The organism is Kordiimonas lacus (genome assembly GCF_001550055.1).
Classification (GTDB): domain Bacteria; phylum Pseudomonadota; class Alphaproteobacteria; order Sphingomonadales; family Kordiimonadaceae; genus Kordiimonas; species Kordiimonas lacus.
The window spans coordinates 7,501-32,085 of the sequence record NZ_LRUA01000007.1; the positions used below are offsets into that span (position 1 = coordinate 7,501).

At 58.2% G+C, this 24,585-nt stretch carries 25 protein-coding genes (1 of these 25 only partly in view); 9 read left to right on the forward strand and 16 right to left on the reverse strand.

Annotation, left to right across the window (positions count from 1 at the left end; genetic code table 11):
• Both KORLAC_RS13000 and KORLAC_RS13005 read left to right on the forward strand, forming a co-directional pair.
• Window positions 1–529 carry the 3' portion of a DUF2975 domain-containing protein gene (locus tag KORLAC_RS13000; RefSeq protein ID WP_068307152.1) on the forward strand. It extends 5 nt beyond the left edge of the window, so only the last 529 of its 534 coding nucleotides appear in the window; its start codon lies off the left edge, out of view; its stop codon occupies window positions 527–529.
• 11 nt (window positions 530–540) lie between these two features.
• On the forward strand, window positions 541–747 hold the full coding sequence (locus KORLAC_RS13005) for a helix-turn-helix domain-containing protein (protein ID WP_068307153.1): 207 nt from the start codon (window positions 541–543) through the stop codon (window positions 745–747).
• A gap of 19 nt (window positions 748–766) precedes the next feature.
• Here the strand turns inward: KORLAC_RS13005 and KORLAC_RS13010 are convergent, their stop codons facing one another.
• Entirely contained in the window at window positions 767–1,795 is a 1,029-nt protein-coding gene (locus KORLAC_RS13010; RefSeq protein WP_160328634.1) for a lipid A deacylase LpxR family protein, read from the reverse strand.
• Between the two features lie 174 nt (window positions 1,796–1,969).
• Here KORLAC_RS13010 and KORLAC_RS13015 point away from each other — a divergent pair, with 174 nt between their 5' ends.
• Together KORLAC_RS13015 and KORLAC_RS13020 are read left to right on the forward strand one after the other, a co-directional pair.
• Entirely contained in the window at window positions 1,970–3,181 is a 1,212-nt protein-coding gene (locus KORLAC_RS13015) for a TIGR04063 family PEP-CTERM/XrtA system glycosyltransferase (RefSeq protein WP_068307796.1), read from the forward strand.
• Window positions 3,182–3,184: 3 nt separating this feature from the next.
• The gene (locus KORLAC_RS13020) at window positions 3,185–4,789 is read left to right on the forward strand and encodes a glycoside hydrolase family 13 protein (RefSeq protein ID WP_082714682.1); all 1,605 of its coding nucleotides are present in this window, start codon (window positions 3,185–3,187) and stop codon (window positions 4,787–4,789) included.
• A 4-nt stretch (window positions 4,790–4,793) separates the two neighbouring features.
• Here the strand turns inward: KORLAC_RS13020 and KORLAC_RS13025 are convergent, their stop codons facing one another.
• Window positions 4,794–5,300, reverse strand: a complete 507-nt coding sequence (locus KORLAC_RS13025; RefSeq protein ID WP_068307155.1) for a hypothetical protein — start codon at window positions 5,298–5,300, stop codon at window positions 4,794–4,796.
• Between the two features lie 6 nt (window positions 5,301–5,306).
• On the reverse strand, window positions 5,307–5,735 hold the full coding sequence (locus KORLAC_RS13030) for a CBS domain-containing protein (RefSeq protein WP_068307156.1): 429 nt from the start codon (window positions 5,733–5,735) through the stop codon (window positions 5,307–5,309).
• 270 nt (window positions 5,736–6,005) lie between these two features.
• Here KORLAC_RS13030 and KORLAC_RS13035 point away from each other — a divergent pair, with 270 nt between their 5' ends.
• From KORLAC_RS13035 to KORLAC_RS13050, 4 genes are read left to right on the forward strand one after another with little or no spacing between them, the layout of a single operon-like run.
• On the forward strand, window positions 6,006–6,806 hold the full coding sequence (locus KORLAC_RS13035) for a DUF1499 domain-containing protein (RefSeq protein WP_068307157.1): 801 nt from the start codon (window positions 6,006–6,008) through the stop codon (window positions 6,804–6,806).
• A 43-nt stretch (window positions 6,807–6,849) separates the two neighbouring features.
• Window positions 6,850–7,116, forward strand: coding sequence for a hypothetical protein (locus KORLAC_RS13040; RefSeq protein WP_068307158.1), 267 nt, complete (start codon window positions 6,850–6,852; stop codon window positions 7,114–7,116).
• 17 nt (window positions 7,117–7,133) lie between these two features.
• On the forward strand, window positions 7,134–8,312 hold the full coding sequence (locus KORLAC_RS13045; protein ID WP_068307159.1) for a mechanosensitive ion channel family protein: 1,179 nt from the start codon (window positions 7,134–7,136) through the stop codon (window positions 8,310–8,312).
• Window positions 8,309–8,701 (forward strand): acyl-CoA thioesterase, encoded by a 393-nt coding sequence (locus tag KORLAC_RS13050; protein WP_068307160.1) that lies wholly within the window; start codon window positions 8,309–8,311, stop codon window positions 8,699–8,701. The genes KORLAC_RS13045 and KORLAC_RS13050 overlap by 4 nt, the downstream gene beginning before the upstream one ends.
• 15 nt (window positions 8,702–8,716) lie before the next feature.
• Here KORLAC_RS13050 and KORLAC_RS13055 read toward each other — a convergent pair whose 3' ends face one another.
• Complete coding sequence (locus tag KORLAC_RS13055; protein WP_068307161.1) at window positions 8,717–9,076, reverse strand: hypothetical protein; 360 nt, start codon at window positions 9,074–9,076, stop codon at window positions 8,717–8,719.
• A 126-nt stretch (window positions 9,077–9,202) separates the two neighbouring features.
• On the opposite strand from KORLAC_RS13055, the gene msrA reads away from it, so the two are divergent.
• Window positions 9,203–9,673 carry a peptide-methionine (S)-S-oxide reductase MsrA gene (msrA, locus tag KORLAC_RS13060; protein WP_068307162.1) on the forward strand — a complete coding sequence of 157 codons (471 nt, stop codon included), beginning with the start codon at window positions 9,203–9,205 and terminating at the stop codon, window positions 9,671–9,673.
• Window positions 9,674–9,685: 12 nt separating this feature from the next.
• Here msrA and KORLAC_RS13065 read toward each other — a convergent pair whose 3' ends face one another.
• From KORLAC_RS13065 to KORLAC_RS13120, 12 genes are all read right to left on the reverse strand, one after another.
• A complete protein-coding gene (locus KORLAC_RS13065) occupies window positions 9,686–11,869 on the reverse strand; it encodes a tetratricopeptide repeat protein (protein WP_068307163.1) in 2,184 nt (727 codons plus the stop codon).
• 82 nt (window positions 11,870–11,951) lie between these two features.
• Complete coding sequence (locus tag KORLAC_RS13070) at window positions 11,952–12,425, reverse strand: transcriptional repressor (RefSeq protein WP_241493422.1); 474 nt, start codon at window positions 12,423–12,425, stop codon at window positions 11,952–11,954.
• Between the two features lie 95 nt (window positions 12,426–12,520).
• Window positions 12,521–13,831, reverse strand: coding sequence for an amidohydrolase (locus tag KORLAC_RS13075; protein ID WP_068307164.1), 1,311 nt, complete (start codon window positions 13,829–13,831; stop codon window positions 12,521–12,523).
• 65 nt (window positions 13,832–13,896) lie between these two features.
• Window positions 13,897–15,051 (reverse strand): rod shape-determining protein RodA, encoded by a 1,155-nt coding sequence (rodA, locus tag KORLAC_RS13080; protein ID WP_082714684.1) that lies wholly within the window; start codon window positions 15,049–15,051, stop codon window positions 13,897–13,899.
• A complete protein-coding gene (mrdA, locus tag KORLAC_RS13085) occupies window positions 15,051–16,904 on the reverse strand; it encodes a penicillin-binding protein 2 (protein WP_068307165.1) in 1,854 nt (617 codons plus the stop codon). The genes rodA and mrdA overlap by 1 nt, the downstream gene beginning before the upstream one ends.
• Before the next feature lie 2 nt (window positions 16,905–16,906).
• Window positions 16,907–17,416, reverse strand: coding sequence for a hypothetical protein (locus KORLAC_RS13090; RefSeq protein ID WP_068307166.1), 510 nt, complete (start codon window positions 17,414–17,416; stop codon window positions 16,907–16,909).
• Window positions 17,413–18,210 (reverse strand): rod shape-determining protein MreC, encoded by a 798-nt coding sequence (gene mreC, locus KORLAC_RS13095; protein WP_068307167.1) that lies wholly within the window; start codon window positions 18,208–18,210, stop codon window positions 17,413–17,415. The genes KORLAC_RS13090 and mreC overlap by 4 nt, the downstream gene beginning before the upstream one ends.
• 127 nt (window positions 18,211–18,337) lie before the next feature.
• Window positions 18,338–19,372: a rod shape-determining protein gene (locus tag KORLAC_RS13100; protein ID WP_068153403.1), complete on the reverse strand. Its 1,035-nt coding sequence runs from the start codon at window positions 19,370–19,372 to the stop codon at window positions 18,338–18,340.
• Between the two features lie 239 nt (window positions 19,373–19,611).
• Complete coding sequence (locus KORLAC_RS13105; protein ID WP_068307168.1) at window positions 19,612–20,433, reverse strand: CPBP family intramembrane glutamic endopeptidase; 822 nt, start codon at window positions 20,431–20,433, stop codon at window positions 19,612–19,614.
• 148 nt (window positions 20,434–20,581) lie between these two features.
• Window positions 20,582–22,147 (reverse strand): 2-isopropylmalate synthase, encoded by a 1,566-nt coding sequence (locus KORLAC_RS13110; protein ID WP_068307170.1) that lies wholly within the window; start codon window positions 22,145–22,147, stop codon window positions 20,582–20,584.
• A gap of 390 nt (window positions 22,148–22,537) precedes the next feature.
• Window positions 22,538–23,110, reverse strand: a complete 573-nt coding sequence (locus tag KORLAC_RS13115) for a GNAT family N-acetyltransferase (protein WP_068307173.1) — start codon at window positions 23,108–23,110, stop codon at window positions 22,538–22,540.
• A 3-nt stretch (window positions 23,111–23,113) separates the two neighbouring features.
• A complete protein-coding gene (locus tag KORLAC_RS13120) occupies window positions 23,114–24,577 on the reverse strand; it encodes a hypothetical protein (RefSeq protein ID WP_139167602.1) in 1,464 nt (487 codons plus the stop codon).
• Between the last annotated feature and the right edge of the window lie 8 nt (window positions 24,578–24,585).

Here is a 24,585-nt window from a genome sequence, read left to right on the forward strand (position 1 = left end):
TAACAAGCTCCTGAGCCTGACCCTCCTTAAATGGATCATCTGGTTTTCCATCACGCTAATCATCACTTTCAATGTGTGGATCTGGGTTGACCCGTCAGCGCTCAGTCACCTTGGCGCGGAAAAGAGGCTAATCGATAATTATGGCGGCATTTCGGGCATGGTTCTGTGGCAGCGGATCGCAGGATTCGTGGTGGACGCCCTCCCGGCCGGCCTCCTGATTGCGGCGCTTGCTTCCCTGATTGGGCTCATCAGGCAGCTGGAGGCCGGCAACTGGTTTGCCGAAGCGTCTGAGCGCGCTCTCGCGCGTGTCGGCCACCTGATGCTGTGGTATCTGCTCGCGAGCTTCCTCAATGACACGCTGCTTGTCCTGATTGCCACCGCCACCAACCCACCGGGCGAACGGGCGCTGGCGATCAGCCTGTCGTCCGATACCGTCCTGGGGCTCGTGCCCGCGCTGATGGCACTGGTGATCGCCCGCATGGTGCGCCTGGCGCGCGAACAGCGCGACGAACTGAACCAGATTGTATAGGGAGGCGACTTGTGCCGATTACCGTTCGCCTTGATGTCATGCTTGCGGAACGCAAGGTCAAATCAAAGGACCTCGCCGCCCATGTGGGAATCACCGAAGCCAACCTAAGCCTGCTGAAGTCAGGCAAGGTAAAGGGGGTGCGCTTTGCCACCCTCGAGGCCATCTGCAAATATCTGGACTGCCAGCCCGGCGACCTGCTGCGCTATGAGGAAGACTGACGGCCCGCCGTGGACGCGGCTAGAATCGGGTCGACAGCGTGAAAGCGCTATAGCGGTGATTGCCACTGCCCGCGAACTCTGACGTCCGGAAGGCATTCGTAAGCGCCATACGCACCGGCCCGACAAACGCCACCACCCCCACCTGGATTTCAGCTAGCAGCTCTTTCTTGTTCACGTCATGTTCGTGATCTTTCCAGGTACCGTCCAGGAAGATATTGCGGGCGATGGCGCGAACCTCGCTGCCCGCGAACAGGTAAATATCAAAGCCGTCACCTGAAAAATGATCGCTGCCCGGCAGGCTGGGTTGGATTCGGGGCGGAGCGCCCATATCGCGGTCCAGATTGGTCCCCAGGCGGAGCGTCAGTCCCCCTGCCCCATAGGTATAGACATTGCCAAGCGCGACACCCCAGTGCGGCGTAAAATCGAACGACAGGTCATCCGACAGCTTGATCGGGTCAAACCGGTGGCCGCGCGTGTAATAAAGGTTGATGCCAGGCTCGTTCGGCAATTGGTGCGGCCAGCCGTTCGGGCGCTGACTGCCGATCACACTGTGCCACCAGCGCTGGGTCTTGCTGGCGAGCGACGCCGGCCCCACCATGCCAAGATCAAGCTTGATGGCTTCATAGCCGGTCTTGTCCTCAACCGTGACGCCAAACTCCAGATAGGTCCAGCCCGCATAGGGGCGGTCATCCTCGATCAGATCAACGGATTCGATATCCTGTGGGGTATACATATTCTGCCCCAGCGCCACGCTATAATAGAGGTCAGACTTCAGGGCGTTCCGTGCCATCGGGGAAAAGCGCCTGAGGAACCCGCTGATGCTGTCGCCAATTGGTGTATTGCCGGGCCGGTGCACATAACTAAGGCGGATACCATTGGTATAATTCTCGTCTGTGCCAAAGAGGAGGTCGTTTTCCACCTGCAGGGTCAGCACTTCGTTGCCGTCGCTCCGGGCATAGCCTTCAGAATCGGCATGGGCGCTGCCTGTCACCAGCACACACAGCATGGCCGCCGCCGCTTGTCCTGCCTTTATCACTGACTGTTTCACGAATCCCTGACCTCGCTGATTATTGGTGTTGCCGTTTTGGAGCGCAGCTAAATACAAGATTCGGTCACTTTTGTGACGCAGCGCACCACTGGCTTGGTTACACAAACTGTACAAGTCCCTGCGCTTGAGGCAAGCTTGGTCCAATTTTTCAGGCAAAGATTGATCAATAAGCATATGCGCATCCTACATATTCTGGACCACAGCCTTCCCAAACACAGCGGCTATGTCTTTCGCACCATGTCCATCATGGCACAGCAAAAAGCCATGGGCTGGGACCCAGTGCTGGTCACCACTCCACGGCACGGCACGGGCGACGCCCCCTTTGAAGACATAGATGGCTGGCGCATCTACCGGACGCCGAATGGCGGTATCCCCAAATGGTTGCCGGTTGGGCTTCGGGAAATGCGCGAAATGCGACTGACGAAATACCGCCTTCGGGCGCTTGTCGACGAGTTGAACCCCGACATCCTGCATGCCCATTCACCGGTGCTGGATTTCTTCCCGGCGTTCGATGCCGCAGGTGGTCGCCCCGTAGTGTATGAGATTCGCGCCTTCTGGGAAGATGCGGCTGTGGACCATGGCACCACACGGGAAGGCAGCCTCCGGTACAAGGTCAGCCGGGCACTCGAGACCCGTGCCATCCGGCAGGCCACCGAGGTAACCACCATCTGTGAAGGCCTGCGCGCCGACATTCTTGCCCGTGGGATCCGGCCCGACAAGGTGACTGTGATACCGAACGCTGTGAACGCCGAGGCCTTCCCACCCATTGGGGAAAAGGACGCGGCGCTGACCAGGGAACTTGGCCTTGATGGCCGAACCGTGCTGGGGTTCGCCGGGTCTTTCTATGCGTATGAGGGGCTTGAGTTTTTGATTCGCGCCCTGCCTGCCCTGAAGGCCGAGGTGCCCGACGTGGCGCTGCTGTTGGTGGGTGGCGGGCCAACAGAGGTGCGGCTCAAAGCCGCCGTGGCAGAGCTTGGCCTTGAAGACACTGTCATTTTCACAGGGCGCGTGCCGCACGACAGCGTGCGCCGCTACTATAGTGTGGCAGATATTATGACCTACCCGCGCCACGGCATTCGCCTGACAGAAACCGTGACGCCGCTGAAACCACTTGAAGCCATGGCCATGACACGCCTGGTGCTGGCAAGCGACGTGGGCGGCCACAAGGAACTGATTGAGGACGGCCGCACCGGCCGCCTGTTCCGCGCCGATGACGCGGCAGACTTTGTAAAGGTGTGCGCCGACCTGATCCGAAATCGCGACTGCTGGGCTGACATGCTGATGGCCGGGCGCGACTATGCACAGAACATCCGAACCTGGCAGAACAGTGTGGCGGGATATGAAGCCGTCTATCGCCGCTGCCTTGCCCAAGGCCGGAGAGGCTGACCGATGCGGATTTCCTTTAAGGCAGCCACGCTCAGTGCCCTGATAACCTTTCAGGTGCAGGCCGATGATGCCGTTCATTTCGATAAAACCCGTTACCAGACAGCTGAGGACAAAACGCTGTCTGCCGTGATGGCCGCCCGCGAGGCCGACTGGCGTAATGGGGCGATCGTCTATCAGGTAATCGTGGACAGGTTCGCACCTTCCCTGAACCTTGAGGCCAAACGGCACCTTTACCAGCCGCCCCGCCGCCTGCACGCTTGGAATGAAGTGCCAAAGCCCGGCCATCCGGTCGAGGGCGCGGATAATTGGAGCCACGAGCTGGCCTTCTGGGGTGGTGACCTTGAAAGCCTCACCGGGCGGTTGGACTATATTCAAGGCCTGGGGGTGGATGTTCTCTATCTGAACCCGATTCACCTGGCCATCACCAACCATAAATATGACGCGCTCGACTACACCCGTATCTCGCCGGAGTATGGCACACGGGATGACGTGAAGTCCCTCGCGAGGGCGCTGCACAGCCGCGGCATGAAACTGGTGCTGGACGGCGTGTTCAACCATATGGGTAGCAAGGCACCGATTTTCCGCGACGCGCTCACGGACGCCAACAGCCCCTACCGGGACTGGTTCTTCATCGGGCCCGCTTACAAGAACGGCTATCGCGGCTGGATCGACTCGCCTGCGCTGCCGGAACTGCGGCTCGAGAACCCTGAGGTACAGAATTATATATACAAGAGCCCCACGTCGGTTGTCCGGTCCTACCTGCGGGACGGCATCGATGGCTGGCGACTTGATGTAGCCTTTGATGTTGGCCCCACGGCGCTCCAGGACCTGCGCACAAGCGCCCATGTCGAGAAGGCAGGAGCACTGATTGTCGGTGAGGTCTGGAGCTACCCTGACGGCTGGACCCAGTCGCTCGACGGTATTTTGAATTTCCCGGTACGTAAAATCATCGAAAGCCTGGTGGACGGCAAGCTGGATGGTACCACCGCGGGGCGCATGCTGGGCGCGATGGTCGAAGACACGGGCATGGACGGCATGCTCAAGTCCTGGCTGCTGCTGGACAATCACGACACCAAGCGGCTTGTGGATATGATGCCCCAGGCCTGGCAACGAGACATGGCGCAGGTGCTGCAATTCACCCTGCCCGGGTCACCGAACCTCTATTACGGCACAGAACTGGGCATGCACGGCGGGGAGGACCCGGAAAATCGCGCACCCATGCGTTGGGATATGGCCACGGGCGACAACCCGGCCCTCCGGCGCACGCAGGAACTGATCGCGCTGCACAAAGGCGAACGCGCGCTCCGGGTCGGCAACTTCCGCACGATTGAGGCCACCAGCTTGCTGGCATTCGAACGCTACACCGAAAAGGCGCTGGAAACCGTTTTCGTGATAGCGAACCCGAGTCCCGCACCGGTCACGGAAACGCTGATGATCAGAAACTGGAAAATGATGAACGGCACACCCGTGGTGGATGCCCTGACGGGCAAGCGGGTGGCTGAGATTCGGTCAAGCTTGATGGACATCACAGTGGATGCCCATAGCGTGTTGGTGCTGAAGCCCGCAGACTTCGACAATGAATGGTCGCCCTACGAGCGGGTGCAGTAGGGGGCTATCTTGCAGGGAAAAGTGCTGCGCAGTCCGCCTCTACCCAGTCAGACTTGATAGTTTCAGGTTCCATGGCCTGCTCAGGAAAGACAACCACTGCACGGATTTGGAAAATGCAGGTACCGCCACCTCCCGGCTGGCTTCTTGCTGGCAGCAAGAGGCTTGCCACTTTAGAACTGTAGGTCAGCGTTTCTCCCGCTTCCAACGTCAGGCTGGAAAGAGGAAACCTTTCGAACTGAGAAACCACCACTGCAGGATTGAACCACCCGTCTGGTGATTGCCCATTTTGGGAGATCAGTTCTCCTGCTGGTCCCTTCATGCGGATACTGAAAACCGACGGAACTCCATCAAATTGGTTCTTCCCGATTTTCACCACTGAGTCTGACCGATTTTCCACAACCAAGCTGGCTTCTGATGCATCAACAGTCAGGCTAAGGTGCAGCTGATCGATCGCCAACGACGGCATCGACAGAGCTGCCAACGCAACGACAAAAACCCAACGCAAATCCATCTCCCCCTACCCCTGGGCGATATAGTCCTTGAGCGCTTCGTTTTCAGCCGCGGCCTGCTGCATGCGGTGCTTGACCACGTCACCGATCGAAATCATGCCGATCAGCTTGTCGCCGTCCACGACGGGGACGTGACGGATGCGCCGCTCAGTCATCATTTTCATCAGTTCATAGACAGTATCGTCTTTGCCGCAGGTGAAAACCGATTTGGTCATCAGCGTCGACACGTCATCGGCCAACACACCACCGCCCCGAATGGCAATGCCGCGCACCACATCACGTTCCGACATGATGCCGCAGATGGTGCCGCCGTCGACAATTGGAATGGCCCCGATGCGCCGCTCTCCCAGAAGTTTGGCAACTTCCATCACGGTACAGCCACGCTCCATCGCAATGATATCATCACCCTTGTGGGAAAGAATCTGGCCAACATTCATATAGCGTCTCCCTCGTCATGGGCCCGCCGGGATTGGCTTGGGCCGTAAAAAATCAAGATACTCGGGTAAACAGGTCTTCATTATGCCTCTTTTATGGGTTTGAAGCAAAAGGGATTATAGCCGCGGCGCCTTGCTAAAAGTTGGCTTAAAAGTCAGGCTATCCTTTTCTGCACGCAACGGTTACGGTACAACTGATTTGGGGCATATGAAATTGAGGGCAGCGGAAATGAACAGCGTATGCGGTGTGTGTTACCGCAACGGGGGAGAGTGATGTCGCGCATCTTTTTCAAAAAGGGAGGACAGAAACCGTCTGTCTTTGCCACCCTCGGGCTGATCACGGCATGCCTCACACTGCTGGCCCTTGTGATTGCAGGGCCGATATACCGGGCCGGCCTGTTTGGCGACCCGTCCTCCGACCCCACCCTCTTTGACCTTCAATTCAAAATTATCACCGTCGCGTTCCGCCTGATGCTGGTGGCGGCGAGTTTCACCTTTATTGGCCTGCTGCACGGACGATTCGCAAGCCGCGCCCGCACCAGTTGGCGCGGCATCACCGCGGCACTGTTGGTTGCCATCAGCGCCTGGCCACTTGGCAGCCTTTTTTACCGCGCCGAAAATGCACCAGTGCTGCATGATATTTCTACCGCACCCGCAGACCAACTGACATTCCGCACGCTTCCAGGAAGAAGCTATGAAGTGAATAGACCAAGCGACATCCTGGGCAGCCGCCTGGAACCAGGCTATCTCAAGAAGCTGCACGCTGCTTACCCAGGACTTGGCAGCACACCCCTTGCCGGCAGCGTCACAGACGCCACCCAGGCCGCAGCGGAAACCGCCAAAAAGCTTGGTTGGAGTGTCGTGGCACAGGACCCGGGCGCAGGCCATGTTGAAGCCATCTACAGCAGCCCCTGGTTCGGTTTCCGTAGCTTTATCGTCATCAACGTGCGCGAAAAAGACGCAGTGGCTTTTCTTGACATTCGCGCCGTATCTGAGATGGGTCATACCGACTTTGGCATCAATGCAGACCTGATTGATGCCTTTACATCGGCACTGCGCACGCGGGTAGGATAACCCGCAGGGACATTGCGCGCTGCCCTTTCGGGAAGCAGACCAAATGAAAAGATTCCTCTTGATTGCTGCCTCGGTCGTTGCACTAGGCGGCGTTGCTTATTGGGCCCTTTATGTTATGGGCCGTATTGAAGGTGTTGAGCTTTCGGGCCATGGCGTCGTAGCCATGATCATCGGCCTTCTGTTTACTATTCTCATTGGCTTCGGCTTGATGGCGCTAATTTTCTTCTCAAACAAGCATGGGCATGACGAAGCCGTCCATAACCTGTATACGTCTAATCCAACGTCAAACGACGATGATGACAAATCATAAACAGGCAGGACGAAACGGTGACCGAAAAGGACTTTGAAGCAAACTGGGGTGATTTCTGGGCTCTTGTAAAAGATGTCTGGGCCAACGGGCTGTATGGCGTCGATGTTGGGCAGATCATCACTGCTGTGGGCATTTTCCTTGTCTTTCTCATGTTCCGGAACCTGTTCACCCGGTTTGTTCTCAACCGCGTATCCAGTTGGGCCTCCAAAACCGAAAATACGCTGGATGACAGCCTGATTGATGCCATCAAGGCACCAATTCGCTTCATCCCTGTGGTCCTTGGCCTCTTTTTCGCCACCGCCTACCTGGAACTGGATCCGGATTCCTCAGCTGTGGCGTCGAACCTGAACAAGTCGCTCATTGCCTTTGTGATTTTCTGGTCGCTTTACCGCGCAGCCGGTCCCGTGGGTGACCTGTTGCAGCGCGCCGACAAATACCTGACGTCGTCAATGATCCAGTGGCTCGCGAAGGCCATCCGCATTGCCTTCGCGCTGCTGGGCGGCGCCACCATCCTTGAAATCTGGGGCATCCAGGTTGGGCCGCTGATTGCCGGCCTCGGTCTGTTTGGTGTGGCTGTAGCCCTTGGCGCACAGGACTTGTTCAAGAATCTGATCGCCGGACTATTCGTGATTGGAGAAAAGCGTTTCCATCCCGGTGACTGGGTCCTGGTGAAAGGCATCGTTGAAGGCACAGTTGAGCATATCGGCTTTCGCACCACCACCATCCGGCGCTTCGACAAGGCGCCCGTCTATGTGCCCAACACCAAGCTTTCCGACCATGCCGTAACAAACTTCTCACGCATGACCTTCCGCCGCATCAAATGGGTGATCGGGCTTGAATATGGCAGCACGTCAACACAGCTGAGCCAGGTACGCGATAATATTGAGCGCTATATCCTTGAAAGCCCTGATTTCGTCCAGCCGGACGAAACGGCAACCTTTGTGCGCATTGACCAGTTCTCCGGCAGTTCCATTGATATCCTGCTGTATGCCTTTACCCGCACCACAAACTGGCTGGAGTGGATGGCGATCAAGGAAAAGCTGCTCCTGGAGATCAAACGAATCGTGGAGGATGCCGGTACCGGCTTTGCCTTCCCGAGCCGCTCGCTATATATCGAGGCCATGCCCGGAGAGTTTGAGGCAGCGCCAGTTGACACGCAGACGGCTCCGGCCCAGCCCACAGGAACAAAAGCATGACCGTGAAACCACTTGATGAAGAACGCCGCCGCGCGGCCATCCGCACCATCCCGCAGCCATCAGACCTGAATGTGAATGGCAACATTTTCGGTGGCTGGGTGCTTTCTCAGATGGACCTTGCGGGCGCCGATGCTGCCAGCCGCCTTGCCGGCGGCCCGGTAGCAACCGTGGCGATTGAAGGCATGAAATTCCACCGCCCGATTGAACTGGGCGATGTGATCAGCATTTATGCGGATATTGAAAGGACCGGACGCACGTCCGTCACGGTGAAGCTGGATGTATATGCCGAACGCGGCGTTGAGCGCACCCTGCATCAGGTAACGGAAGGCCGCTACATCTTTGTGGCCATTGACGGGGAAGGTCGCCCTACCCCGCTCAGGAACGCCTGACCGGGGGCAAAGCCGCTACTGGCCCGTTGTTTCGTCGCCAGTGCCGATCTGCACGCCAGATTTATCAAGCTCTGCCGTGCAATATTGCGCCACGACGTCCAGGAAAGTGCGGTTCTCCGGATTCAGTTCATTGCGCGACAGCTGTGCTGAAAGCTCCAGGTAGCGTGAGAAATCCAGCCGCTTCTTGAATTCTGAAACCGTACAGTCACACAGCGGTTTGCAGGTTTCCTCGCCAAAGCCAGGCACGCATTCCGTCAGGCAGCGCTGACGGTCCAGGTCCAGCAATTCCTGCGGGATTTCGGTGGACTGCGCCTGCACTGCGCCGGTCATGAAAAGGGTCATCGCCGCTGACACCAGCCTGAGGTTGCGTTTCAAGATCGTCTCCTACACATTCTTTTTACCTGAAAGCCCCTCGACACGGCGGCCCGGCAATCACATATTGCGCTTGTAGCACTTCGCACAATCCTGTGCGTATTAGAACTGATTAAAAGAGACAATAAAATGGCAAAAGCGACTTTTGGTGGTGGATGTTTCTGGGGCGTGGAAGAAATCTTCCGCACGATGGACGGCGTAACCGGCACCCGCGTCGGCTATATGGGCGGCGCCAAGGAGCAACCGTCCTATGAGGAAGTCTGCACCGACAAAACCGGCCACGCCGAGGTGGTGCAGGTTGAGTTCGACCCAGCCAAGGTTGATTTTGGCGCGCTTGTGGACGTGTTTTTCGATAACCACAACCCAACCGAACTGAATCGTCAGGGCCCCGACGTGGGCACTCAGTACCGGTCCGCCATCTTCTATCATGATGATGAACAGAAAAAGGTGGGCGAAGAAAAGAAAGCAGCACTGATCGCCTCTGGCCGTTTCAAACGCCCCGTGGTGACCACGCTTGAAAAAGCCGATACCTTCTGGGAAGCCGAAGAATATCACCAGCAGTATCTGGCCAAGCGCGGCCTATCCAGCTGCCATATCTGATGCGAACTGGCGTTAAAGCCTCAGAACCTTGGGCTCCAGGAAACGAGTAGCCCATTCAGCAACATCCAGGCCGTCTGGCGCGAGCTCGGCGGCCTTTTGGTGCGCAGCTTCTGCTTCATCCGCGCGGTCGCCCTGACGGTCCAGGAACTCGGCCATCATCGCCCAGGGCTCGAAATTGCCGGGTTCAAGCTCGATCGCCCGATCAAAAGCTTCCTCGGCCAACGTCACATCGCCCGCGCTATAGAATAGGAAACAGCCATAGGCCCGCCACGCGTGGCTGTCTTCACTGTCCAGCTCTAGCGCGCGTTCATAATGCTCGACAGCCGCATCTTCACGCCCGATGGCATAACGCACCAATCCGATATCGCAGTCGGTCGTTGTGCAATCACTTTGCTTGGTTGCGGCCTCAAGAAGTGCTTCCTCTGCCGCCTCCAGGTCACCCAGGTCATACAGCAACATTTCGCCATAGGTGTGCCAGGCATAATGGTCGTCGGGGGCCAGTTCGACAGCCTTTTGCAGTTCCGAAAGGGCCGCAGATGGGTCAGCGGACGTATATCTGAGCACCTGACCATAAAGCACCCGGCAATAGGCGCTATCCGGGTCGCGCTGCACCAGCTGCTTGGCGTGGTCGGCAACCAGGTCCGGCCGGTACAGGCGGAAAACTCCCATCCAGACGATATCGGTGAGCACATCAATGCTGCCGGGAGACAGTTCAAGCGCGTGCATCAGCACCTGCCAGGTCTCACCAACATCAGATTCGCTCATCAGCAACAGGCGCCCAAGCCGTGCCCAGGCAAAGCCGTAATCAGGGCTGATGCGGATGGCCTGACGGAAATGATATTCTGCGGCCTCGACATCTTCCTTATGTTCAAAATTCAAAGCGCCCAGCATGGCGTGGGCCCAGTCATAGTCCGGATCCAGCTCGACAGCCTTCTTGAACCAGGCCTCCGCCTCGTCCATCTGGCCAGCCCCGTGATAAAGCGCCTGCCCCATATGGGTTGCGACCCACGGGCTGTCGTGGGCGATCTCCGCCGCTTTTGCGAGATAGGCGATGCCTTCCTCGACGTCATCGAGAACTTCCCAGTGCAGCCAACCAAGGCGGGCCAGCACATCAAAGTCATGGCTGTCGATCTCAAGCGCCCGCTTGTAGGCTTCCACAGCGCGCTTCGGGTCCCCGAGCGCGGCCTGATACAGCATCCCGAGCTGGCGGTATACAACCGGGTCATCGGGCACCAGCTCCACCAGTTTCTGGTAGGCGCGCAGGGCCTTGCGTGGCCGGTTCATATGTTCTTCATAGAGCGTCGCCAGGGCATAAAGCGTCGGCACGTCCTGCGGCTCCAACGCTTCGGCACGCAACAGCGCTTCTTCGGCCTTTTTGGGCCGATCACCCATTTCCATGCGCACGAAGCCCAGGTGGAAATAGGCCCACTGATAATCCGGCCACAGCTTTACGGCGGCGGTCAGTTCAGTTTCAGCGCCAGCGAGGTCTTCGCTCTGACGGTACAGGGACCAGCCAAGCCAGCCGCGGTAATAGCACTCGCCAGGGTCCAGCGCGATGGCGCGGCGGAGCATGCTCTGGCCTTCCTTCACCCGGCCCATGAAATCCGCCAGCATGATGCCCAGCTTGCCCCAGGCCCAATCGTCTGTCGGATCTTCCTCAATAGCGCGGCGGAAGGCGACCTCTGCTTCCGCATATTGATGCAGATTCACGCTCAGCAGGTGGCCATACTGGGACCACGCCCAGGTGTCAGACGGGTCAATCTGCAGCATGGTTTCCCAGGCCTGCTTTGCCACAGGCCAGTCTTCCCGCGCTTCGGCAGCCCGCGCTTCGCTGATCAGTCGTTCCTTGCCGTCTGCTGGCGCCATGTGCGGCAGCGACAGGTTCCGTTCACGCCGGGTCTTGTTTGGCGCCACGGTGGCACGCTCACCCAGGCTTGTCTGGGCATCGGCTGCGTCTGTATCCTTGGGGTCCAGATTCTGGGCCTTGTCATAGGCGTCCGACGCCTCGCCCCGGCGGCCTGGCAGAACCGACAGCACATCACCCAGCATATGCCAGCCAGCGGCGGACTTTGGCGTGATCTTGAGCACCGCGCGCGCAGTGGTTTCCGCCTGCGCGAAGTCACCTGTCGCCAGTTGATGCGCCGCGAGCGCCAAAAACTCTTTCGCGGTGGTATTGATGTCTAGAAGTTCTGCCATAAGACAATGGGCTTTAGCGGCAGACCGCCAAAAACTCTAGCGAAATCTGCCGTCTGGCCAGATTGGAAATCCTGATAAGGGTTTAGGCCGCGCGCGCGTCCTTCTGGCAGTCCGCGCAAACACCGTGCAGTTCAAGCGTTTGCCTGCGAATCTTGAAGCCTGCGTCCGTCGCGGCGCCCATAACAGCTGCGCCAAGGGCATCGGATGTAACCTCGCGGACATTCTCGCATTTATCGCAAATCAGGAACTGGCTGACATGGTCATCACCCGGATGCGGGCAACCGATGTATGCGTTCAGCGATTCGATCTTGTGCACCAAGCCTTCTTCCATGAGGAAGTCGAGCGCCCGGTAAACGGTTGGCGGCTTCGCGGAACCGCCCTCGGTGGCCAGTTGGTCAAGAAGGTCATAGGCCTTAACAGCCTTGTGGCCCTGCCAGATCATTTTCAGAATGCGGCGACGCAGGTCTGTAAAACGTGAGCCATGCTCAGCGCAGACGCGCTCGGCTTCCGCGAGGGCATCGTCGATGCAAATGCTATGATCATGTGAATGGGCCACTGTCTTCCCCTGAAAGTTTGATCTTGTTGCCATCTTAACCATATCCGGGCCGGGATTCCAGCCCGGACATGATGTTATAGGTTCACAAGCCTGTGCTATTTCTTGCCCAGAAGCGAAAGGGCCGCTGTGGTCATGGCCTCGACCCCGCCCTTGATCGTGGGTTCAGGCTGTGGTGCGAAGGAGGCGGAATGCAGGCTTGGCAGCTTCATTTCGCCCTTCTGCGCAGCTTCATAGTCATCTTCCGGCACACCGCCCAGCCAGAAAATCAGGCTCGGAATTTTCTCGTCCGTACGGCCATAAAGCGCGAAATCTTCCGCGCCCATCACCGGCGTCAATACATGCACCCGGTCGTTACCCAGTGCGGCTGCAAGCGTGTCAAAGACTTCGCCTGTCAGGTCCGGGTCATTATAGGTCGCGGGCGTGCTTTCGCTTACGGTCATGGTGGGCCACATATCCTCCGGCAGGCCGATAGACATAGCCTGGGCGTTGGCGATGCGCTGGATACCGTCCAAAAGCCGCTTGCGCACGTCGTCCTTATAGGACCGCACCGTCAACTGAAGGTGCGCGCCATTGGAGATGATATTGTGCTTGGTGCCCGCGTGGACCGACCCCACGGTCACCACCGCAGCGTCCAGCGGCGAGGTTTCGCGCGACACCAGCGTCTGCAGCGCCACCACAATCTGGGACGCCAGCACCACCGGGTCTTTTGTGGTGTGCGGGTAAGCACCATGGCCGCCGATGCCCTTGATCGCCACATCCACGGTATCCACATTCGCCAGCGCATAGCCCTTGGCCATGCCGACGTCGCCCGCCTTCATGCTGGCGCTGACATGAAGCGCGATATTATGGTCCGGCTTCGGAAACTTGGTGAACAGGCCTTCCTTGATCATGGCTTCAGCACCCAGCACGCGTTCTTCCGCCGGTTGGCCAATCATCACCAGTGTCCCGGTCCATTGGTCTTTCATCGCGGCCAGGCGGCGCGCGGTGCCAATAAAGCTGGTCATATGGATGTCATGGCCGCAAGCGTGCATCACCGGCACAGTCTTGCCCTTGTCATCCACGGTTGTTGCGGTGCTGGCATACGGCAGGCCCGTTTGTTCCTGCACCGGCAGCGCATCCAGATCCGTCCGGATCAAAAGCGTCGGGCCATCGCCGTTCTTCATCACGCCCACCAGGCCGTGGCCGCCGAAATTCTCGGTCACGTCAAAGCCCACCGTGCGGAGTTCCTCAGCAATGCGCGCAGCGGTCTTTTCTTCCTGCAGCGAAATTTCAGGGTTCAGGTGAAGGTGGGTATAGAGCGCCTGAAGGTATTCATAGTCCGCGCTGACAGCGTCTGTCAGGTCGCCCGCAAAAACAGGGGTGTTCAGGCAAGCCGCTAGTGCGGTGCCGATAATCAGTTTTTTCATTATATATCCTCCCAGATGGCTAGGAAGATACAATGAATTCAAAGTCAGGCAAGGCCGGATTTCGATCAAGCAAGGCCGCTGCCTTTGGGGGCCAGCGTCACGTGCCGGTGAATCGCGACAGACAGGATCAAGCCGTAAGCGATCATCCAGGTCAGCATAGCCGAACCGCCGTAGGAAATCATCGGCAGCGGCACGCCCACCACAGGCATCAGGCCCATCACCATGGCGACATTAATCATCACATAAAGGAACAATGTGATGGACATGCCTCCAGCCATCAGACGACCGAACTGGCTGCGGCACCCAAGCCCCATCAGAAGGCCATAGCCCAGCACAATTCCGTACAGCAGCAGTGTGATAACGGCGCCGATCAGGCCAAATTCCTCGGCCAATACAGTGAAGATGAAATCGGTTTTCATTTCCGGCAGGAAGTTCAGCTGGCTCTGTGTGCCCCCAAGAAACCCTTTTCCGGTCATACCGCCGGACCCGAGCGCGATCTTGGATTGGGTAATCTGGTACCCCGCCCCAAGGGGGTCAGCTTCAGGATTCAGGAAGGTCAGCACCCGGTCTTTCTGATAGTCGCGCAGGAACTGCCATACAATCGGCACGGCAGCTGAAACGGCAACGCCTGCCGCGATGAAAAGCCACGCTGGCAGGCCCGCCAGGAACAGGATGGCCATACCGCCCATCACGATCATCAGGGCGGTCCCTAGGTCCGGCTGGCGGTACACCAGCGCCACAGGAACCAGCATCAGCATCACAGGCACAAACAGGGACCTGAGGCTGCGGCTTTGATCATAGTTGCGGCCATGAAAATAGCGCGCCAGCGCCATCACCACTGCTATTTTCATCAGTTCCGATGGCTGCAGCCGCATAAAGCCAATGTCCAGCCAGCGCTGGCCACCCATACCGGTTGACCCAACCACTTCCACCGCCAGAAGAAGCCCTATGCCAATCGCCCAGGCGGGATAGGCAAAGGCCATCCAATAGCGAATATCGATTACCGCAATCACCAACATCAACACCAGCGCGCCAGCAAACCGGGCAGCCTGGCGCGATGCCCAGGGGTCCCAGTCACCGCCCGCCACGGAATAAAGCATGGCGAACCCGATACAGGCGATCAGGCAGTTGATCAGCACCATGCTCCAGTTGAGGCTGAGAAGCCGCTGCAGTGGGTTCTTGTCCACCCGGCGCGGGCCGAACATGCGTGCGGTACCCATCAGGCTTCTCCCTCTGTCGGCTGGGCCGGTTCTTCCGGTTTCGGCTTCATCAGGTCCAGTGTCTTGTCCATGATGGCGCGCGCAATCGGTGCCGCAACAGATGAGCCTCCGCCGCCATGCTGCACCAGCATACCGATGGCCACCTGTGGGTCTTCCACCGGTGAATAGCCGATAAACAGCGCATGGTCGCGCATGGCCCAGGGCAGTTCATCATTGTCGCGCACGCCCTCAAGGTGCTCGCTTTCGCTGATACGCCGGACCTGCGCTGTGCCGGTTTTGCCTGCCTGTTTTGGGGCATTCTTGGGCCTGCGATAGTCGTGCGCGGTGCCGCCCACCTCCATCACCATTTCCATGCCCCGCCGGGCAATACGCATATGAAGCGGGTTGGCGTCCATGGCGGCAAAGGATGTGTCTGGGGCGTCCGTCTCCAGATCCTTGCTCACCAGCGACGGTTCAAGCTTGTAGCCGGAGGCCAGCCGCGCGGTCATCACCGCCAGCTGCAGCGGTGTGGCCAGCAAGGCACCCTGCCCAATGGCCACATTGAGGGTCTCGCCGCCGTGCCAGGGCTCATTCCGGGCCGCGCGTTTCCAGGCGGGGTCCGGCACAAGGCCTTCCTTCTCGCCGTCGATCCCCAGGTCAAAACGCTGCCCCAGGCCGAAGCGGCGCAGCATATCGGCCATGGCCTCGATGCTCAGGTCTTCTGCAATCTTGTAGAAATAGACATCACAGCTGTTGGAAATGGCGCCCTTCAGGTCCAGCTTGCCGTGGCCGCCGCGCTTCCAGCAGCGGAAGGTGCGGTTGCCGAACCGGTGCCTGCCATTGCAGTAATGCTCTGTCTCTTCTGTCACCACGCCCTGCTCGAGCGCGGCCAGTGCGATAATGGGCTTCACGGTTGATCCAGGTGGATAGAGGCCCGAGGCCGCCTTGTTGATCAGCGGCTTCCTGGGGTCCTTCAGCAGGGCCTGCCAGTTCTCATTGCTGATGCCGCGGGTGAACTCATTCGGGTCAAACGACGGCGTGGAGGCGAGCGACAGGATTTCCCCGGTCTTGGCATTCATCACCACGGCGCCGGCCGCCTCTTCACCCAGTTGTTCCATCACGAACTTCTGCAGGTCGATATCCAGCGTCAGCTGCAGGTCGTTGCCCGCCTGCGATTCTTGCCGGGGTGGCAGTTCACGAATTTCGCGGCCCACCGCGTTCACTTCAACCCGCCGGGTGCCCGCAGAGCCCCTGAGGCGGTTCTCATAGCGGCGCTCAAGCCCTTGTCGGCCAACCTTAAAGCCCGGCAGCTGATACAGCGGGTTCGCGGCCACTTCTTCCTCGCCGGGGCTTGCCAGATAGCCAATAAGATGCGCGATCTCATTGCCGCTTGGGTAAAAGCGGGACAGGCCCGCATCGGTCACCACGCCCGGCAGGTCCGGCACCGCCACATTGACGCGGGCAAAGGTGCGCCAGTCCAGCCCTTGAGCCACCGTAATTGGCACAAACTTGCGTTGGCGTTTGATCTGGCGCTCAAGCCGCGCGATGCGGCGCTCGTCAAGCCGAACAACACGGCCGATTTTCTCAAGCGTACCGGCGATCTCATCGGCTTGTTCCGGGATCATGAAAACGCGGAAATCCGGGCGATTGGTCGCCAGCTTGCGGCGATTGCGGTCAAAAATCTCGCCCCGCTCCGGTGCGATCAGGCGCAGCGCCACGCGGTTTTTCTCCGCCCGCAACTTGTATTTCTCGCCCTGTACGACAGACAGATAATACAGCCTGCCGCCAAGCGCCGTCAGCACCAGCCCCTGCGCCCCGGCAAGCAAGAGCGCCCGCCTGCTGAAAACCTGGTATCGAAGACCTTCTCTTGCCATCCTTACATCGCTGCCCGTCTAAGACGCCCAAGCACGAACCCAACCGGCGCGTAGGAAAAGACAGTGATGACCCACTGTAGCGCCAGCGGTTCGGGCGGCAGCATTGTGCCATAAACAAGCGAGATAAGCAGCCAGGACAAAAGATAGAGGCCGAGCGACAGGACCGCGAAGATCACCCAGTGCACCAACCTACTGCGGCCCTTATAGTGTTTGAGCTGATTGAGGACGAACAGCCGCGTCAGCAACAAGAGGATCATATTCAGCCCCATGGGCACATCAAGCCATAGGTCCAGCAGGAAGCCAAGCACCGCACAGGCACCGTAAGGCATCAAGATCGGCCGTGATGACAGCCAATAGAAAACCGAGATCAGCGCCAGGTTCGGCATGGCGATATTGGCCGCCCCTGTGCCCAGTGGCAGCATCATGAAGATAACCATGACAAAGCAGGCAATCAGCGGAACAAAACCGGCGAAGCCAAAGGATGCCATTGCTGGGCGGCGTGCTGCGTTCATTCTTCACCCCCCGCTGGCGCTTCCGGCTGGATGACTTCTTCCGGAACGGGCTGGTAGGCCATCACCCGTACATAATCGAGCTTGCCCAGAAGACCGAGCGGCTCCAACAGGATAAAGTCGTCAACCACATCAACCACACGGGCCACGGGCAGATCCGGTGGGAATGCCCCGCCATGGCCGGATGTCAGCAGGCGGTCCCCTACTTTCACCTGCACACCCTGCGGCAGGAAGCGCAGGCGTAGGAGGCTCTCGTTCTGGCCTTCGGCGATTGCAAGATCACCCGTGCGTTCAAGCCGCACAGGCACCCGGCTGTTGATATCCGTCAGCAACAGGACACGGCTGGTCCAGCGCCCCACCTGGATCACACGGCCCACAACGCCGGTTTCATCCACCACAGGGCTGCCGCGCTTCACGTCATCGGACGAGCCTGCCCCAATGAGCACGCTGCGCTCAAACGCACCGCCACCAACACCGATCACACGGGTGGTGGCTGCGGGTGGTACCTCACGGCCCGGTACCTTGAGCATGCCACGCAGGCGTTCGTTTTCGCGGCTCAGCTGCATGGCTGCTTCGCGCCACTGGCGAAGGCGGTCGTTTTCGTCCCTGAGCGTTTCGTTTTCAAGATAGATGTCGGACACACCGGCGATACGCTCAAGCCCGGCCTGAACGGCGCGGATCGGCTGCTCGAGCACCCTCAGAACGGGCGCGACAAAATCGTTGGCGTAAGCGCGGATCTGGTGCGGCACACCAGACCCGATCCATTCAAAGGCAAGAAGCGCGATGGCGACCAGCATATACGGCCAAAACCCACCCTTCGCCTTGCCGCTACGGCGAAAGCGAGGGGATGAAGACAGGTTAGCAGAGTGCAGTGTCGGACTCAGCGTTCAACCTCCCGAGGGTTTGGAGTGTGGCCTGAACCGGTTAATAGCTTTCCGTCAGGACCAGGCGCAGGGTTGGATCCTCAAGCGCGCGGCCAGTACCGAGGGCCACACAGGTAAGCGGCTCTTCTGCAATAGTTACCGGCAGGCCAGTTGCCTTACGGATAACAGTGTCCAGGTCCTTGAGCATCCCGCCGCCACCTGTCAGCACAACGCCGCGGTCGACGATGTCAGCCGCCAGCTCTGGTGCTGTCTGCTCCAGCGCAACCTTCACGCCTTCGACAATCTGGCTCACGGGCTCGGAAAGCGCTTCGGCAACCTGAAGCTGGTTCACTTCAAGTTCTTTCGGCACACCGTTCATCAAATCGCGGCCCTTGATGGTCATGGTCATGCCCACGCCGTCTTCCGGAACCAGCGCGGTACCGATTTCCTTCTTGATGCGTTCAGCCGTGGCTTCACCGATCAACAGGTTGTGGTTACGGCGGATGTAGGCAATCAGGGCTTCGTCCATCTTGTCGCCGCCCACGCGCACGCTGGTGGCAAACACGATGCCCGAAAGCGACAGAACAGCCACCTCGGTCGTACCGCCGCCGATATCCACAACCATGGACCCCTGTGGTTCGGTTACCGGCAGGCCAGCACCAATCGCGGCGGCCATGGGCTCGTCAATCAGATACACCTTACGGGCGCCCGCCTGTTCAGCAGATTCCTGAATGGCCTTGCGCTCAACGGCTGTAGAGCCGGACGGCACACACACAACAACCTGTGGGCTTGCAAACGACCGGTTATGAACCTTCTGGATAAAGTGCTTGATCATCTGCTCGGCGACATGGAAGTCGGCGATCACGCCGTCACGCAGCGGACGGATGGCCTGAATGCCTGAAGGCGTACGGCCCAGCATCAGCTTGGCTTCATCACCCACCGCCAGCACGCGGTCTCGGCCATGTTCACTCTTGATCGCAACAACCGAAGGTTCGTTCAGCACGATCCCCCGGCCCTTCACGTAAACAAGTGTGTTGGCTGTACCAAGATCAATCGCCATATCTGACGAAAACATGCCGAGCAGCTTTGATAGCATTTAACCCTCTTATCCTGAAAGCTTGACTGAAATTTTCATCCTGCGGGCCGGCGCGGGCCGACACACAGGTCCATCTGCGGTTATGGGCCAGATATGGTGAAATCACAAGAGGCTTGACGCAAGATAGTCCCATATTTTGCTTTTTTTTGGAGCCAGCCGCGCCAGATCCGCAAAATGTGGCCTAAGTCTGTAAAATTGTAGACTTTTTAGGGCATCGACACACCACAGGTGGTACCGCGTCAGGCCCAGCCCGCAGCCACAAGGATGCTGAAAATGACATTATTGAGCATGTGCAGGGCAATCGCCGCATAGACGCTTGAAGTGCGGTCATAAACGTAACCGAGTCCCGCGCCGATAATGAAATATACAGGCAGCAACATCAGGCTGCCGTGGATGGCGGCGAACACAAGCGCCGCGACTGAAATCGCCCCCCACGCGGGCAGCTGGCGCCTGAGCGCAGACTGCAGATAACCGCGAAAGACCACTTCTTCCACCACAGGTGCCACAAAAGCAGCCAGCAGGAACATCAGCACGGTCGCTACCGACGCCCCGGTCGCAGCTGCCTGGTCAAAGACCTGTTCTGCGCCGCCACGGGGCAAACTGCCGGGAATGAGCTCCTCAAGCGCACCGGCATAAAGACCGCCAAGGACACGGGTCAGGAAAAAGACCCCAACGATCAGAAGGGCTGTCTGTTCCAAAGTCATGCGGCTGGGCCTGAGGCCTATCTGGGCCGGAAATGCGGGCCCAAAGCGGGTGATGTCTGCCCGCACCCACAGATAGGTGACAAGGCTGCTGAGCCCAAGCGCCAGCGCTAACACAAGTGGCCTGTTCTGCTCTGCCAGCCCTGGTACGCCGAAAGCAGCGCCAATGAACTGGGCCATAACACTGAGCACAATGGCGAAAACAAACTGGCTGACAAACAAGACAGCAAAGGCGCCAAATCCGCGCCGGACGGTCAGCTGATAGGGCATGTCGCCGCTGGCGCCCCGGCGCCTCCGCTCTTCCCCTTGCGTGACCCGCATGTCACTTGGCGTTGCCTGCGCAACACTCTCGACCTGCATTACCTGTCCCCTACTCGTCCCCGTCAGAAATGATGCGACACATTAAGCACTTCGGTTTTTTGTGACAACACGAATATTTTCAACCCATAAGGGCATGAAAAAGGGCGCCGCACTGGCGCCCTTGCTTGGTTCGTTCATGACCCTGTGGCTACTTCGCGGCAACAACCTTGGCAGCTTCGTCCGGCGCTTTCTTCTCGCGCTTGACCAGAAGCTTGTTGACCGCCGACACATAAGCCCGTGCGGCAGCCGTGACCGTGTCTTCGTGCGCACCCTGCCCGTTCACTGTGCGGCCGCCCTCTTCAAGACGCACTGTACATTCAGCCTGGGCGTCTGTGCCCTGCGTCACCGCATGCACCTGGAAAAGCTGCAGGTGCGGTTCCATACCAATCAAATCCTTGATGGCGTTGAAGGCCGCGTCCACCGGGCCGGAGCCATAGGTGACCGTTTTGGCCTTGTCGCCGTCGATCGCCATGGTGAGGTTCGCAACTGCTTCACCGTTCGATGAACTGTAGGTATTGAGGCTGATCACCTGCATGCGGTTGGCCCAGGTTGCCACCTCGTCATCCACAAGCGCGACGATATCCTCGTCATAGATGTTCTTCTTGCGGTCACCCAGCTCCTTGAAGCGGCGGAAACATTCCTGGAACGCGTTGTCCCCGAGCTCATAGCCCAGGTCCTTCAGCTTGTCGGCGAAGGCGTGGCGGCCCGAGTGCTTGCCCATGGTCAGGACAGATTTGGTCACGCCCACGGATTCCGGCGTCATGATCTCATAGGTCTCGGCCGCCTTCAGCACACCATCCTGATGGATGCCGCTTTCATGCGCGAAGGCGTTGGCGCCCACAATGGCCTTGTTGTTCTGGACCGTGAAGCCAGTAACGGTAGAGACGAGCTTCGAGGCCCGCATGATTTCTTCCGACTTGATCCGCGTGTGATACGGCATCACATCGCCGCGGGTCTTCAACGCCATCACAATCTCTTCCATCGCGGCGTTACCGGCGCGTTCGCCAATGCCGTTGATGGTGCATTCCACCTGACGCGCACCGCCCGCCACCCCGGCAAGCGAGTTGGCAACCGCGAGGCCCAGGTCATTATGGCAGTGGGTGGAGAAGATCGCCTTGTCCGAATTCGGCACGCGTTCGATCACCGCCTTGAACATATCCATATATTCCTGCGGTGTGGCATAGCCCACGGTATCCGGCAGGTTGATGGTGGTGGCCCCCGCCTTGATCGCGGTCTCAACCGCGCGGCACAGGAAATCGATTTCCGTGCGGGTGGCGTCCTCAGCGGACCATTCCACATCATCCGTGAAGGTGCAGGCCCGGCTGACAGAGCCGTGGATCGCTTCGATCACTGCTTCCGGCTCCATCTGCAGCTTCACTTTCATATGAAGCGGGCTGGTGGCGATGAAGGTGTGGATGCGGCCACTATTGGCTGGCTTGATGGCTTCGCCGGCGCGGTCAATGTCGCCAAGGGCGGCGCGGGCGAGCGAACAGACAGTGCTGTCCTTGATCTCGGTTGCGATCCTGTTGACGCATTCGAAATCACCGTTGGAGGCAATGGCGAACCCGGCTTCAATCACATCCACGCGCATGGCCTCGAGCACGCGGGCGATCTGCAATTTTTCTTCCAGGGTCATGGAGGCGCCGGGCGATTGCTCGCCGTCGCGCAAGGTGGTGTCAAATATTCGCACACGGTTTGCTTCACTGTGTGACATGGCATTATTCCCGATATTTCTAGTAACGATCTGAATGAATAACTTCAGCTGGCATTACCCTTAAGCACCCGAGCACAAATGTGCCTCAGCCTGCGATGCTCAAGGGCCGATAAGTCGGCCCGCACCGAGGAGCGATAGACCAGCGAGTAGGAGGGTAAGGAGGAGGCCGGAAGCAAGAACGACACGCGTGAAATCCGCCGACGCCTGTTTTGATACGGCGATGGCTTTTGCCTGTCTCTTTTGTGGTGTCCGACCGTTCATCCGTCTTAGACCCCTTGCAAATCCCAAAGTTTCAGGCGTTTTCGCCCAAGAAAAGTAGGAGTATCATATTATTTTATAATCGCAAGAGGCAAAATTTGGAAATTTTATTTCAAACAGTAACAAGCGAAACTATTCTTTATTGCTGAAAGCCAGGGCCTGCACTTCCAGCTCATACTCCTGTTCGTCGCACCATTCACCTTTGACAAACGTGCGCTTCAGCTGCACCAGCCCTTTCGCTTTGAAGCCCACACGCTCCAGCACACGGCCCGACGCCGGATTGCGCACATCAATGTCAGCAGAGAATTTCGAGACCTTCAGGGGCGTCACCAAGGCGGGCAAGAGTGCCCTCAGCGCCTCGGTCATATAGCCCTTGCCCTGACCCTTCGGGCTGAGCGTATAGCCAATGCGCACATTGCCCAACCCTTCCGGCGTCACACCGTTGCCAACGCCGATGTCACCAACAGGTCCGCCCGTCGCCTTTTCCACGATCATCAGCTGGTAATAGGCGCCTTCGGGGAAAGGCTCAAGCGACGCCTGCTCGTGGCAGAATCGCTCGGCTTCTTCCACGGGATACGGGCAGTCCCACAGCGTATAACGCGCCACGGCGGGGTCATTGCGCCAACCATGGAAGGCCGTAGCGTCGTCTTCGCGAAACGCACGGATGATCAACCGGTCGGATGATATGGGCAGGATTCTTGTCATCTGCTAGTCTCCATTGCCTGCCGCTTCAGCCTTCAAATATGCAAAAGTCCTCGCAACATGGGCTGGGAATGCCGCGTCATTCACATTGATGGCGGCGACCAGATCGGCAATATGTCCGTCCTTGTCATATTGGCCTATCGCGGCAAGGTACGCCTCCTTGAAGGAAATGCCCTCTGACATGCGGATATCTAAGGCCAGTCGCATCAAATCTATGTAGCTTTCCTTACCGCCTGTCTCCTTTTGGACAAGAACGTCTGCCAGCAGATGCAACATGGTGCCGCAAGAACGAGGCCTGTCGCTATCAGACTTTGGCAACCGCTTGATACAAACCTTGGTGATACGGCGCAGCCAACCCTTTCTTGGTCTTTCTGAGCCACTTACAGTTTGCCATGCTTCGTCCGCCAAAACGGGTACAACCTCGAGGTAGAACCACTTCATATCTTTGCCTGCTGCCTCAACCAGATAGTCATTTAGGAAATGAACCGCCACCTGCTCAGCAAGCCTATAGTCAATGGCCTTCCAGTTCTTGGTATCTGCCTCTGAAGGCAGCTCGCCCAGAAACTTCAATACACTGGCTTTATTCCTGTATGCGCCCAACGACCAGCCTGCTTCTTCAACCTCAGGATTCCAGCTGATTACCTGAACCATAGGGTCGCTAAGTTCAAAATACAGTTCGTCACCGAAGTAGCCAATAAGCCGATCAAGGTAGTCCGTTTGGCGGGTCACAAGCCAGCCGGGCAACCGATCATCGACAAGGCGCTGCACATCGTCCAAGTACGAAATGTTCTTCGGCCCGACATACAGGATGCCACTGGTGCTGCGCAGAGCGAATTCGTCAACCATTCCAGATGCTTTGACCTGAAAGATTGGCGTTTCGTCCGTTTCAAAGTCACAGACATCGGGTTCATCCAAGACACAGAGACGTGCCGTTACATCGGGATCGGAGGGTAACAGCTCCGGGTAAGAGAAAACGAAGCCATCGGGGTCGACTTTTGCAACGCTGACCGCTCCGGAAAAGTCAACCTGCTGGTCAGGCAAGATTTTAATCTTGAACGCGCTGAAACCCTTTTTGCTGATGGAGCGCACGGTCCCTTTTGTCAGGATCAGGTCCGGAGATGCAATTATTTGCCAGGTTTTGCCCCGAAAAGGAAAATCCGGTGTTTGCAGGGAAAGCGCCTTCACCGGATGGCTAAGCTGGTAAGCCACCTCTATGTGCTGGTCCAGCGGCAACACTGTAATCTGTACTGCTAGATCTTTCGGGCTGCCTGTATCATGCTCAAGCGCATGAACCGACGAAAAGCCCAGAATAGCACCCCAAACAATTAACATTATCCGCATCAACTCCCCCCCATTGAATTGGACCATTGCATTCAATGCTTCGATCAAAAAGGGGTAACCGCCATCGCGCTCTATTGCAACGTTGGAGTAGCCATAAAAAAAGCGGCCCACATAGAGCCGCCTTTCCATACCGTATT